The 13175-nt window shown below is 61.8% G+C and carries 13 protein-coding genes; 12 read left to right on the forward strand and 1 reads right to left on the reverse strand.

Annotated features, from left to right (window positions below):
• The 12 genes from G9C89_RS05785 to G9C89_RS05840 all read left to right on the forward strand — a co-directional run bounded on the left by G9C89_RS05785 (nt 1) and on the right by G9C89_RS05840 (nt 12546).
• Complete coding sequence (locus tag G9C89_RS05785; protein ID WP_172146000.1) at nt 1-1326, forward strand: AAA family ATPase; 1326 nt, start codon at nt 1-3, stop codon at nt 1324-1326.
• A 38-nt stretch (nt 1327-1364) separates the two neighbouring features.
• On the forward strand, nt 1365-2183 hold the full coding sequence (gene cpaB / locus G9C89_RS05790; RefSeq protein WP_172146002.1) for a Flp pilus assembly protein CpaB: 819 nt from the start codon (nt 1365-1367) through the stop codon (nt 2181-2183).
• A 92-nt stretch (nt 2184-2275) separates the two neighbouring features.
• Complete coding sequence (locus tag G9C89_RS05795; RefSeq protein WP_172146004.1) at nt 2276-3820, forward strand: type II and III secretion system protein family protein; 1545 nt, start codon at nt 2276-2278, stop codon at nt 3818-3820.
• A 179-nt stretch (nt 3821-3999) separates the two neighbouring features.
• Nucleotides 4000-4287 (forward strand): hypothetical protein, encoded by a 288-nt coding sequence (locus G9C89_RS05800; protein WP_256674115.1) that lies wholly within the window; start codon nt 4000-4002, stop codon nt 4285-4287.
• A gap of 11 nt (nt 4288-4298) precedes the next feature.
• A complete protein-coding gene (locus G9C89_RS05805; RefSeq protein WP_172146006.1) occupies nt 4299-5654 on the forward strand; it encodes a TadE/TadG family type IV pilus assembly protein in 1356 nt (451 codons plus the stop codon).
• 212 nt (nt 5655-5866) lie between these two features.
• A complete protein-coding gene (locus G9C89_RS05810) occupies nt 5867-6352 on the forward strand; it encodes a TadE family protein (protein WP_172146008.1) in 486 nt (161 codons plus the stop codon).
• On the forward strand, nt 6352-6867 hold the full coding sequence (locus tag G9C89_RS05815) for a TadE/TadG family type IV pilus assembly protein (protein ID WP_172146010.1): 516 nt from the start codon (nt 6352-6354) through the stop codon (nt 6865-6867). Before G9C89_RS05810 ends, G9C89_RS05815 begins: the two co-directional genes overlap by 1 nt.
• Nucleotides 6861-8099: an AAA family ATPase gene (locus tag G9C89_RS05820; RefSeq protein WP_172146012.1), complete on the forward strand. Its 1239-nt coding sequence runs from the start codon at nt 6861-6863 to the stop codon at nt 8097-8099. The genes G9C89_RS05815 and G9C89_RS05820 overlap by 7 nt, the downstream gene beginning before the upstream one ends.
• Complete coding sequence (locus tag G9C89_RS05825) at nt 8089-9525, forward strand: CpaF family protein (RefSeq protein WP_172146014.1); 1437 nt, start codon at nt 8089-8091, stop codon at nt 9523-9525. Before G9C89_RS05820 ends, G9C89_RS05825 begins: the two co-directional genes overlap by 11 nt.
• The gene (locus G9C89_RS05830; protein WP_172146016.1) at nt 9522-10508 is read left to right on the forward strand and encodes a type II secretion system F family protein; all 987 of its coding nucleotides are present in this window, start codon (nt 9522-9524) and stop codon (nt 10506-10508) included. Before G9C89_RS05825 ends, G9C89_RS05830 begins: the two co-directional genes overlap by 4 nt.
• A gap of 24 nt (nt 10509-10532) precedes the next feature.
• The gene (locus tag G9C89_RS05835) at nt 10533-11501 is read left to right on the forward strand and encodes a type II secretion system F family protein (protein WP_172146018.1); all 969 of its coding nucleotides are present in this window, start codon (nt 10533-10535) and stop codon (nt 11499-11501) included.
• A gap of 1 nt (nt 11502) precedes the next feature.
• Complete coding sequence (locus tag G9C89_RS05840) at nt 11503-12546, forward strand: tetratricopeptide repeat protein (protein WP_172146020.1); 1044 nt, start codon at nt 11503-11505, stop codon at nt 12544-12546.
• Nucleotides 12547-12802: 256 nt separating this feature from the next.
• Here the strand turns inward: G9C89_RS05840 and G9C89_RS05845 are convergent, their stop codons facing one another.
• Nucleotides 12803-13081, reverse strand: coding sequence for an HU family DNA-binding protein (locus tag G9C89_RS05845; RefSeq protein WP_172146023.1), 279 nt, complete (start codon nt 13079-13081; stop codon nt 12803-12805).
• Between the last annotated feature and the right edge of the window lie 94 nt (nt 13082-13175).

A 13175-nucleotide genomic window follows, 5' to 3' on the forward strand; every position in this document is an offset into this window, starting at 1 on the left:
ATGCATGCGTTGAGCCCTATAGGCAGTGACCAGCAAGACCTCGATCCGATTCAAGGCTTGGCACCGCAACCGCGCAGCGTGGCCGAGACAGGCCTGGCAGACACCTTTCTTGGCGACTTGATCTGCAAGCATTTGCACGACGCCGGCGTACTGGATATGCCGCAGTTGGTGGAGCGCCTGGCGCTGACCGGCTCGGTGCTGGAGGAAGTGCTCGGCTATCAACGCAAGGATGGCCGCATCGAGGTACTTGGCCAGAGCGGCGGGCAGGGCCTGCGCTATGGCCTCACCGAGCGAGGCAGAAGCGCGGCCAAGGATGCCCTGGCACGCAGCGGCTATATCGGCCCGGCGCCCTTCCCGGTGGAGCGTTATCGGCAACTGCTGGCAGCACAAACGGTGCACGGTAGCCAGATTAATGCCCAGGCCATGCGCGAGGCTTTCGCTGGCGTGGTGCTGAATGAAGAATTGCTCGATCAGCTCGGCCCGGCGATGAACTCGGGGCGGGCGATCATGATTTACGGGCCGGCCGGTACCGGCAAGACTTATATCAGCCAACGCCTGATCCGCCTTTTTCAACAGGCCGTCTGGATACCCCGCGCCATCGCTATCGGCGAGGCGGTGGTAGAAATCTTCGACCCTCAGGTGCACAAACCGCTGCCCATCGAGGTCAAGCAGCGCAGCCTGCGTATTGACCAGGGTATCGACCGCCGTCTGCTGCAGTGCCAGCGGCCGATCATCATCACCGGCGGCGAGCTGACCCTGGATATGCTGGATATCCGCTTCGACCCATACAGCCGCCTGTACCAAGCGCCGCTGCAGCTCAAGGCCAGCAACGGCATCTTCATCATCGACGACCTCGGTCGGCAGCGGGTAGCGCCGGTGGATCTGTTCAACCGCTGGATCGTGCCGATGGAAGAAAAGAAGGACTACCTCAACCTGGGCGGTGGCCGCCACTGCGAGATCCCCTTCGACCTGATCCTGGTGTTCTCCACCAACCTCAACCCGCTGGAGCTGGCCGACGAGGCCTTCCTCCGCCGCATTGGCTACAAGCTGCATTTCGACCACCTGCAGCCCGATGAGTACCAACGCATCTGGCAGCAGGAGTGCGCAAAACTCGGCATCCCTTACGACCCAGAACTGGTGATCTATGCCATCGAACAGCTACATCGCCTGGAGGCTCGGCCGTTACTGCCCTGCCACCCGCGCGATCTGCTCGGTATGGCCCTGGACCGCCAGCGCTACCAGGGCGTGGATGACGCGCAAGGCCTCGCCCCGCAGACGCTGACCTGGGCTTGGCGCAACTACTTCGTCAGCCTCGAGCGCAGTTGACAATCGTACGACGCCAGTCGAATCAAGGAGACACCGTCATGAAATCTCGCACGCTTTTGTTGATCGGTCTTTCACTCATTCTCGGCTTGGGCGCGGCCTTTATGGCCAATACCTGGCTGAGTGCACGGCTCAACGCCGCCCCTGACGACAACATGAAAAATGTGGTGGTGGCCACGCTGGAGATCGCCTTCGGCCAGATGGTCGAGGCCCAGCACGTGACCCTGGTGCGCATGCCCAAGGGCACCGTGCCGGACGATGCCTTCGATGCCACCGACAAGGTGGTGGGCAAGATCGCCACCTTCACCATGCTGCGTGGTGACATCGTGCGTGGCGCGCGCCTGGCCGAGCACCTCGGCGGCAGCACCCTGGCCTCGCTGATCGACAAGGACAAACGCGCCATCTCGGTGCGAGTGGACGATGTGGTCGGCGTCGGTGGCTTCCTGCTGCCGGGCAACCGGGTCGATGTGTTGGCGACCAAGAAGACTGGCGGCAGCGGTAACGATGCCGAGGCAGAAACCATTCTCGAGGATCTGCGGGTACTGGCGGTGGACCAGACTGCCAGTACCGACAAGACCCAGCCGGTGGTGGTGCGTGCGGTGACCCTGGAAATGACCCCGGAAGAGACCGAGATCCTGGTCAAGGCACAGAGCGAAGGCAAGCTGCAACTGGCTCTGCGCAACCCGCTGGATAACCAGAAGAAACCTCTGCCGCCAGTGGAAGCGGTGGCCATGGTAGCGCCAGTGCCTGTACCACAAGCACCCAAGCGAGTGGTCCGCCGCAGCGGTGGCGGTGGCGGCGGCGGTGGCATCACCATTATTCGCGGCATCGATGTGCAGGCGGCAAAGGTTCAGCTTTAAGCAGGGATGAGGTTGAGGCAACGGTAATTGCATCGGCAAGTCCGGTGCTCCTGATAAGCAGGTAAAGCGCAAAACCACGCAAGGAGTAGGGCATGGATATCATCCGGAGAGTCGGGGCATTCACGTTGTACGTTCTCTTCTTCACCGGCGGGGGCGCAGGGCTGCTGTCGAGCGCCGTGCTGCAGGCTGCCGAACCGGCGGTCAGTACCATGCCGGCGGCCAACGTCACCAACATTCAGGTGCCGATCTATAAGTCGCGGGTACTGACTACCCGCGCGCCGGTGAAGAAGGTCTCAGTGGGTAACCCGGAAATTGCAGACATCCTGGTCACTAGCCCGACCCAGTTGTATTTACTCGGGCGTGCTCTGGGCAGCACCAATGTGCTGCTCTGGGACAGTAGCAACCGTCTGATAGACAGTCTCGACTTGGAAGTGGTGCATGACCTCGGCGGGCTGAAGAGCAAGCTGCATGAACTGCTACCCAACGAAGAAATCTCGGTTTATAGCGCCCAGGGCGCCCTGGTGCTGCGCGGCCAGGTGAGCAGTGCAGCGGCTATGGATAGTGCAGTAAAACTGGCCAAGACCTATAGCGCACAAAGCGCCAGCATCGTGCAGGGTGAGGGCGAGGCCGCGGTAGCGGCGCCGACCCAGTCGCTGGAGGTGATCAACCTGCTCACAGTCGGCGGCAGCCAGCAGGTGATGCTCGAGGTCAAGGTGGCGGAGATGCAGCGCAGTCTGGTCAAGAGCATCGATGTGCGCTTCAACGCCCTGGACTTCGGCTCTTCCAGCCGCTGGTCCACGGGGGGCTTCAATGGTGGACTTGGGGCAAATGGGATCCCGATAGGATTTGTTCCTGATCCTGATAACGCCGGGAGGATTATCCTGGAACCGACCAGCCTGATTGGCAGCGGCAAGGGCTTCCTGGGTCAGTTTATCTCGGACAACTTCTTGTTCAACCTGGTGCTGGAGGCGGCCAAGGACAACGGTACGGCCAAGGTGCTGGCAGAGCCGACCCTGACCACCCTGACCGGGCAGCAGGCCGAGTTCATCTCCGGTGGCGAATTCCCCATCCCGGTCAGAGACGAGGATGGCATCACCATCGAGTTCAAGGAATTCGGTGTCGGGGTGAAATTCCTGCCGGTGGTGCTCGACTCGGGGCGGATCAACCTCAACCTGAATGTCTCGGTCAGCGAGTTGGTGGCGGCCAATAGCCTGGTGGTGAGTACCGGCGACCAGGTGGTGGGTACTGCCTTGCTGGTGCCTGCGCTGACCAAACGCAGCGCCCAGTCCACTGTCGAGTTGGGCAATGGCCAGACCATCGCCATCGCCGGCTTGATCAGCGAGAACACCCGCGATTTCGTCAGCCGCTTCCCCGGCTTGGGCGATATACCGGTGCTTGGCCATCTGTTCCGCAGCCAGGAGTTCGTCAACGGCGAAACTGAGCTGGTGATCCTGGTGACGCCGCACCTGGCTAAGCCAATAGATGCCAGAAGCGTACGCCTGCCCACCGAGAAATTCGTCGAGCCGAGCGATGTGGACTTCTACCTGCTCGGCAAGACCAAGGGCCGTGAAGTGGGCCGCCCGGTACCGGTCAGCCTAGGGACTAGCGAGGGCAGTTTTGGCCACGACCTGAATTAGGTGCGGTGTAGGAGCCAGCTTGCTGGCGATCTGGCGTACTAACAATGAATTGGCTGGAACGCGGGATCGCAGGATCGCCAGCAAGCTGGCTCCTACAAAGGCAACGACCGACCGGGTCAAATTTGCAAGGGTGGCTCGCCTGGCGAGCCGCACAGGATCAACCAGTGGAGGCGACTACCATGAAACGCACGATCATGAAACGCACGATCGTTCTGACGCTGCTGTTGCTCGGGCCAAGCGGTTGCATGACCTACGACGAAGGGCGGGTCGGGCAACTGGGTTACAGCGTGTACGAGACCCACTACCAGCAGATCGCCGATAAGGAGCTGGCTGCCAACCCGGGCACGGATGTATCGCCCACCGGCACCGACGGCCCGCTGACCGAAAACGTCATGGACGGCTACCGCGGCGTCACCGGCGATGCGGCCCAGGTCGCCCAGCCGATCCAGATCAATATCGGTAATTGAGGGTTACACCCATGAAACCCCATATGCAACGGCCATTCACCGCGACGCCAGCGCGCCAGCGCGGGGCGGTGCTGGTGATGATCGTGATTGCCCTGGCTTCCATACTGTTGATGGGCGCCTTGGCCCTGGACGGCAGTCATATGTTGCTGAACAAGACGCGCCTGCAGAATGCCGTGGATGCCGCGGCCCTAAGCGGTGCCAAGACCTTGCAACTGGTGGCGGACAGCGGCAGTGCCTCCACGCTGACGCGGGATGCGGCGCTGGCCACGCTGACGCTTAACGCTGACCCCGACACGGGCAACGGTGAGCTGGCGACGGCCATCACGGCTGCGGGTGGCGTCGGCGACTTCGCCATAGTGGAGCTGTCGAGCAGCGTGTATGGACCTTTCTCCTACCCCTTCGCCGGACTTGGAGAGGCAAGCTATGTGCGGGTGACGGTGCCGGACTATCCGCTGGCCGGGTTCTTCTGGGGCGCCGCCCAGTCGCTGCCGGAGTGGCTTGGCGGCAATCTCGAGTTGCCTGACAAGGCGGTGGCAGCCATCGCTACTGCGGGGCCGAGTCCAACGGCTTCGACCTGTAAGATCGATCCTATTGTGGTATGCGGCGATCCGGCGCAATACGACCCGGAGAATGGCAATTTCTGGGGGTATAGGTATGGCGACTTGCAAACGCTGACCTGCGGTACACCGGGTAGTCCAAGCGCGGGTAATTGTCAGTTGCTACGGCTCGGCGATAGTACCGGCGGCGCGGATATCCGCCAGGCGTTCTGCGCCGGAACCGAGCAATGCCTCGAAGACACGGGATCGGTGGATACCGAACCAGGCATCACCTGGGGGCCGGTGGCCCAGGGCTTGAATACCCGCTTGGGGATATATAACGGTCCCGTCAATCCCGCGGAATGCCCACCGGACTGGTATACCAATTACAGCGAGCCACTGGTCGCAATGGACGGTGGCGTGCCTAAACAGAATGGGGCCGAGGTCGTTTCCACCGATGGTGATCTGTCGGCCGGTGGTAACGCGTTAGAAGATGTGAACGATTGGAAGGATGCCTATCTAGGCTGCGCCGCAAGTGATGGCTCCTGCTCAGGTGTCGCCGAGCGCCGCGTCCTCAATGTTGTGATCGGCAATTGTGCCGAAGTGGCGGGAGGGGGGGCGACCTCGGTGCCAGTGCTGGGGTTCGGCTGCTTCTATTTACTGCAGAAGGTCGAGCAAAGCGGTGAGAAAGAGGTCTTCGGCCAGTTCATGCAGGAGTGCGAAGGAAGTGGTTACGCCGGGCCAACGCCGGCCGACGATGCCGGTCCGCAGATCATCCAGTTGTACAAGACCTACTTTAGCGACGTTTCGACACCGAGCCCCGATTCCTAGGCCGTTGCGCCGGGGGAGATTGAGCGATGTGGTCCGGATGAAATCCGGGAGAGGCAGGAGCCTCGTACAACGCTATTCCCGGATTGCATCCGGGCCACGGGGTCTCAACAAGGTAGCCCGGATGCAATCCGGGGGAGGCGCAAGCCTCGTGCAACCACGATTCCGGATTGCATCCGGTTACGTGGTAAGCCCAGTTACTGGGGAGGTGTTCCATGCACAGTCATTCATTCAAACCGGGCCAGGCGCAGCAGGGCGTCGCCATGGTCGAGTTCGCCATCGCGCTGCCGTTATTGCTCTTGCTGCTCCTGGGCATCGCCGAGTTAGGGCGCATGCTGTACCAGTACAACAGCTTGCTGCAGGCCAGCCGCGATGCAGGGCGCTTTGTCGCAGGGAAAGCCTGGAACGCTACCCTCGGGCAGGTCGTATTGAGCAGCAACCTACAGACGGAGGCCAAGAACCTCGCCGTCTACGGATTGCCAAACGATCCCGGCTGCGACGTCGAAGCAGCGGGTTGTGCCGCGGTCACGGGGCTGAAACCCGCGGATGTCCAGGTTACCTCGGTGGGTGCCGAGCATGTGCAGGTGAGCATTAACTTCACGTTTCGCCCGGTAATCGGCACAGGCCTGCCGGCGCTGATCGGCGACGCCATCCCGCTGAATATCCCGCTGGTGGCCACCACCGTGATGAGGGGGTTGTGATGAACAGGCAGCGCATGCGTGGGGTTTATGTGGTGGAGTTCGCCATTATCGGCCTGCTGTTGTTCACCCTGCTGTTCGGTGTGGTGGAGATGGGGCGTTTGTATTTCACGGTCAATACCCTGGACGAGGTGGTACGGCGTGGCGCGCGGCTGGCGGCGGTGTGCGATCCCAGCGATCCGGTAGAAGTGGAAAAAATACTGCGCCGGGCGATTTTCAAGGCGGCCACGGACAGCGGTGCGAGCGACCTGATCGGTGGGCTGGAAACGGCCGACCTGAACTTGGTCTACCTGAACGAGGCCGGAGCTACTGTGGCCAATCCTGACGACCTCGTCAGCGCCACTGGCTTCCGAGCCATCCGCTATGTGCAGCTGCGGGTGGAAGGTTTCCCCTTCGAGTTACTGATTCCTGGGTTTGGCGGGGAGTTCACCCTGCCGACATTCAGGTCGACCATTCCCCGCGAAAGTCTCGGCAGGCATGCCGAGGCGGGCGTATTTCCGGAGATCACGCCATGTTAAAGCTCAAAGAAGCCCCCGTGCCATCCCTCTCTCCCGGCAAGCAGGGTTTTCACCTGCTGATCAGCAGTCGCGATGCGGATGCGCTGCAGCACCTAAATGGCATCTGCCGGCGTGCTCCTGGTATGCAGGTGAATACCCGCCTGGTCAGCAACGGGCATACCGACCCGCTCTATGGGCTGGAGCACAAACCGGATTTCCTCTTGCTACGGGTCAGCCATCTGTGGCGCGAGGAGTTGGCCGCGCTGTTGCAACACCCGATCCAGGATCGCCCGCCATTGCTGGTCTGCGGCCCGCTGGAAGAACGGGAGGGTATACGCCTGGCGATGCAGGCCGGCGCCCGCGATTTTCTGCCGGAGCCGGTGGCCGCTGAGGAGTTGCTGGCGGCCCTGGGCCGCATGGTCACGGAGACACGTTCCAGCAGTGGCTCGACCGGCAAACTGGTGGCGGTGATGAACGCCAAGGGCGGTTCCGGTGCGACCTTGCTGGCCTGCAACCTGGCCCATCAACTCAGTGCCAAGGGCGGCAGCGTCCTGCTGCTGGACCTCGACCTGCAATTCGGCAGCGTCGCCCATTACCTGGATGTACAGCCTAACCACAGTCATGTCGAGGTGCTGCAGCAGATCGGCGAGATGGACGGTGTGGCGCTGCGCGGCTTCTGCAGTCATTTCAGTCCGAATCTGCACGTACTCGGTGGTCGCGAAAACGAACTGTGCCTGCCGCAGGACGTGCATATCGAACATCTCGAGGCCCTGCTGCAACTGGCGCGCAGCACCTACGACTGGGTGGTGGTGGACCTGCCGCGGCAGATCGATCACCTCACTGGCATCACCCTGGAGCAGGCCGATCGGGTCTATATCGTGGTACAGCAAAGCCTCAGCCACCTCAAGGATGCCAGTCGTCTGGCGCGTATCCTGCGCGATGAGCTGGGCGTGCGCGGTGAGAGTTTGCAGGTGGTGGTCAACCGCTACGACAAGGCCAACCCCATCACCCTGCGCGATATCGCCACGGCCTTGCGCTGTAGCGAACTGCAAAAGTTGCCCAACGACTTCGCGCTGGTCAGCCAGAGCCAGAACACCGGCGTGCCGCTGGACCTGCACGCACCGCGCGCGCCTATCACCCTGGCGCTGCAAGAGCTGAGCAGGGAGCTGCTCGGCAAGCAGGCAGGTGTCGAACAGGGTGTGTTCAAGCGCACCTTCAACCGTTTTTTCGGGGGAGTGAGCCATGCTCAGTGAATTTCGTAATCGCTTGCGTCAGCAGCCAATCAAGGCTGTTGCAACGCCACCCGTCGAGAGCAAGAAGCAGGGCGAGCCTGACAAGGTAATGATGGCCTGGGAGCACGTCACCCCGTCTGAACTCTATGAAACCAAGAGCCATCTCAGCCCGGTGGAGACCGAGTGGCGGGAGAAGATCTACCAGCAGTTGCTCAAGGTCATGGATCTGTCCCTGCTCGACTCGCTGGAACAGGTCGATGCGGTGCGGCAGATTCGTGAGATCTGCCTGCGCCTGCTGGATGATCATAATGCGCCGGTGAGCGCCACCAGCCGTCAGTTGATCATCAAGCAGATCACCGACGAGGTGCTCGGTTTGGGGCCGTTGGAGCCGTTGCTGGCCGACCACAGCGTGTCCGACATCCTGGTCAACGGCCATGACTCGGTATACGTCGAGCGCTTCGGCAAGCTGCAGCAAACCGATGTGCGTTTTCGTGACAATCAGCACCTGTTGAACATCATCGACCGTATCGTTTCCAGCCTGGGCCGGCGCATAGACGAGTCCTCACCGCTGGTCGATGCACGCCTCAAGGATGGCTCACGGGTCAATGCAATCATCCCGCCGCTGGCCATCGACGGGCCGAGCGTGTCGATCCGCCGCTTCGCCGTGGATTTGCTCAACACCGAGAGCCTGGTGCAGATGGGCACCCTGACCCCGGCCATCGCCCTGATGCTCAAGGCCATCGTCCGCGGGCGGTTGAATGTATTGATCTCCGGCGGTACCGGCAGCGGCAAGACCACCATGCTCAATGTGCTGTCCAGCTTCATTCCGCATAACGAGCGCATTGTCACCATCGAGGACTCGGCCGAGCTGCAACTGCAGCAACCGCATGTGGTGCGCCTGGAAACCCGGCCGTCGAACATCGAGGGCCGTGGTGAGGTCGGCCAGCGTGAGCTGGTGCGCAACAGCCTGCGCATGCGCCCGGATCGCATCGTCATCGGCGAGGTGCGTGGCGCCGAGGCGCTGGACATGCTCACCGCGATGAATACCGGCCATGACGGCTCGCTGACCACCATCCACGCCAATACCGCGCGCGATGCCCTGGGCCGGATTGAGAACATGGTATCGATGACCGGCGCGACCTTCCCGATCAAGGCCATGCGTCAGCAGATCGCTTCGGCCATCGATGTGGTGATCCAGCTCGAGCGCCAGGAGGATGGCAAGCGCCGTCTGATCAGCGTGCAGGAGATCAATGGTATGGAGGGTGAAATCATCACCATGACCGAGATATTCGCCTTCGTTCGCCGCGGCATGGGCGAGCACGGCGAAGTGCTCGGCGACTACCGGCCGACCGGCATGGTGCCGGCTTTCCGCGATGTGATGAGTAAGCGGGGCATCGAACTGCCGCTGGAGATGTTCCGGCCGGAGTGGATGGAGGGGCAGTCATGAATCAGATTCCTGGCGAATTTATCCTGGCGTTTCTTGGCATGGTATTCACTGCGGTGTTCCTGCTCAGCCAGGGCCTGGTGGTGCCGGTATTCGGCGAGGCGGGTAAGGTGCGCAAGCGCATCCGCGGGCGTCTGCAGGTACTGGAGCGGGCCAGCAACCTGCCGAATATGCAGACGGTGCTGCGGCAGAAGTACCTCAGGCGTCTGTCGCCGCTGGAGGCCTGGCTCGAGCAATTGCCGGCGATGGAGGCCCTGGCGCAGATGATCGAACAGGCCGGGCATGACTACCGCGCCTATCGGGTGCTGCTGCTCGGTCTGATTCTCGGCGTAGTGACGGGTATCGCGTTGTGGCTATTCACCCAGGTCTGGTGGCTGGCGCTGCCGCTGGCCCTGGCGGTGTGCTGGCTGCCGGTGCTCAAGGTCGCCCGCGACCGCGGCAAACGCTTCGCCCAATTTGAGGAAGATTTGCCGGATGCGCTCGATGCGATGTGCCGGGCCCTGCGTGCCGGCCATCCGTTCAACGAGACCCTGCAACTGGTGGCCGAGGAACACAAGGGGCCGGTGGCCCACGAGTTCGGCCTGACCTTCGCCGATATCAACTACGGCAATGACGTGCGCCGGGCCATGCTCGGTTTGCTGGAGCGCATGCCGAGCATGACGGTGATGATGCTGGTGACCTCGGTGCTGATCCACCGCGACACCGGCGGCAACCTGACCGAGGTGCTGGAGCGCTTGAGCAGCTTGATTCGTGGGCGCTTTCGCTTTCAGCGCAAGGTCAAGACCTTGTCGGCCGAGGGGCGCATGTCGGGCTGGATATTGGTCGCTGTACCCTTCGTGTTAGCGGCGAGCATCGTGCTCTCAAGCCCTACCTATTTGCCCCTGCTGCTCAAGGAGCCTATCGGGCAGAAGATGGTGATGGCGGCCTTTGTCGCCATGCTGCTGGGAATTTTCTGGATTCGTAAAATCATCCGCATCCAGGTTTAAGCACAGGCAGGGGAGGTATATGTCATGGACTATCTGCTGAGTTTGCTCAATCGCGTGGTGGGTAACGAGGAGCTGGCGCGGTTGTTATTCGTCGGCGCCATTGGTCTGAGTGCGGTACTGGCCGTGGTCACCCTGGCAATGCTGGCGCTGGGCTTGCGTGACCCGGTGCAGCGGCGCCTGACCCTGATCAAGCGCGGGCATGGCGGCGTGGTGGTTGGCCAGGAGCCACCGAGCAATCTGCAACTGATGCTCGAGCAGGTCGGGCAGCGTTTCAATACCGGCGAGGAGGGGCAGGAGTCTGCCACGCGCACCCTGCTGACCCATGCTGGTTATCGCTCGCCGGCGGCGGTGCAGATATATTGGGCGGTGCGCCTGCTGGCGCCGCTGGTATTGGTCGGCCTTAGCCTGTTGGCAATGCCGCTGATCCCCAAGTTGTCGCTGGCCGTGGGCATTCTGCTGGTGCTTGCGGCAGCCGCTGCTGGTTGGTTGGTACCGGCCATCTATGTCGACAAACGCAAGCAGGCGCGTATGCGGCGGCTGCTGGTGGCCTTCCCCGATGCCCTGGACCTGATGGTGGTGTGCGTCGAGTCGGGGTTGGCCTTGCCCCAGGCGATCGAGCGGGTGGCCGACGAGATGGCGGTCAGTCAGCCGGAGCTGGCGCTGGAGCTGGCCTTGGTCAATGCCGAGATCCGTGCCGGCGTCCCCAGTACCGAGGCGCTCAAGCATCTGGCCGAACGCACCGGGCTGGAAGACATTCGCGGCCTGGTCAGCCTGCTGGCACAGAGCATCCGCTTCGGCACCAGCGTGGCCGACACCCTGCGCATCTATGCCGAGGAGTTTCGCGACCGGCGCACCCAGGCCGCCGAAGAAATGGCGGCGAAAATCGGTACCAAGCTGATATTCCCACTAATCTTGTGCCTGTGGCCGAGCTTTTTCCTGGTGGCCATCGGTCCCGCCATCATTGGGGTATTCAAAGTTTTCGGGAAGGTATGAGATGAAAAGGATCAGTCTGCTGTTGGCCATGACGGCCGTGTTGTCAGGATGTCAGACCATGGGCCCGGAGCCGGTGCTCGAAACTCGCTCGGTTTATAGCGGCGACAATTCGCTGTTGCACAAGGTACGCAAACAGGCCAGTTCGTCCGACCAGGCCATGCAGATGGCTGCGATGGCCTACCAGGCCGGCGACCTGGATCAGTCGCTGTATCAGTATCTGCGCGCCATCGAACTGGAGCCGGAACGCTACGAGGCCATGGTCTGGATCGGGCGCATCCACCGCGACCGCGGCAACACCCAACTCGCGGCGATGGCCTTCGGCGATGTGCTGACGAACCAACCGGAGAACCCCGACGCCCTGGCGGAGATGGGCATGCTGCACCTGGCCCAGCGTGACCACACGGCCGCGCAGAAGCTGCTGTTCAAGGCGGTAGCGCTGGACCAGCAGCGCCTGGGTAACGACCAGGGCGATGATCTGCCGGAGGTGGCTGCACTCGGGGTGGACGGCCTCAAGGTCGACAGCAAGTCACCGCTGAAGGTCTACAATGCCCTTGGCGTACTCGCCGACTTGAATAACGACTTCCCGTTGTCCGAGGCCTATTACCGTTTGGCCATGCTGATCGAACCGCGCTCGGTGCTGGTGCAGAACAGTCTGGGCTATTCCTACTACATGGCCGGTCAATGGCCAGAAGCTGAGCGCACCTACCAGCGTGGCATCGGATATGACGCCAGCTACAAGCCGCTCTGGCGCAATTATGGGCTGTTGCTGGCACGCATGGAGCGTTACGAGGAAGCGCTCTCCGCATTCGAGCAGATCAGCGATCGTGCCCAGGCCAGTAATGATGTTGGTTACGTCTGCCTGGTGGAAGGCAAGCTGGATGTCGCCGAGCAGTTCTTTCGCAGCGCGATCGAACAATCCCCCGCGCATTACGACATGGCCTGGGACAACCTCAACCGGGTTCAGCAGATCCGGCGGGTTCGCCAGATGGGTGGCAACCCCACCTCGGCAGCCGCCGTCCCGCCGGATGAGCCGATGGTGCAGTAGGGTGGGCTTCAGCCCACCATGTACCCTGTATATCGGTATATCGGTGGGCTGAAGCCCACCCTACTGATTAAGCAAGTCCGGCGGTTTCGCCGGATCGGCGGCAATTAATTCCCCCCGATACCTAACCCGGTTTCTTCAAGAATAGAGGCGAGTGGCGTTGAGCGTAGCGATACCTATCGGCGTCGTTGATGGGTTACGCGGCGCGCGGGGTTGAGCCTAGTGTTCCGCGCCGCTAACCCATCCTACGGGGCGGCGATCAGTTGATCGCGTCGGTCAGGGCTTTGGCCGGGACGTATTTGACTACTTTCTTCGCTGCGATTTCGATTGCCTTGCCGGTTTGCGGGTTGCGTCCGGTGCGGGCCGGGCGATCGCTGATTTTCAACTTGCCGATGCCGGGCAGGGTGATTTCGCTGCCGTTCTCCAGGGCATCGCTGACGATTTCGCTGAGATGTTCAAGCGCTGCGCGGACGGTGGCCTTCGGCGTGTCGATGGCTTCGGCGATATCGCTGATCAGTTGGTCTTTGGTCATGGCCATTGTTGTTGCTCCTTGGAATGAGAGGGTGGCGCTGGAAATGCCTCGCGCAGAGTACTGCGATTTTGTGCTGCTGACATTGTCTCAGCGCAGATTT

The organism is Pseudomonas tumuqii (assembly GCF_013184545.1).
In the GTDB taxonomy this organism is placed as follows: Bacteria; Pseudomonadota; Gammaproteobacteria; order Pseudomonadales; family Pseudomonadaceae; genus Aquipseudomonas; species Aquipseudomonas tumuqii.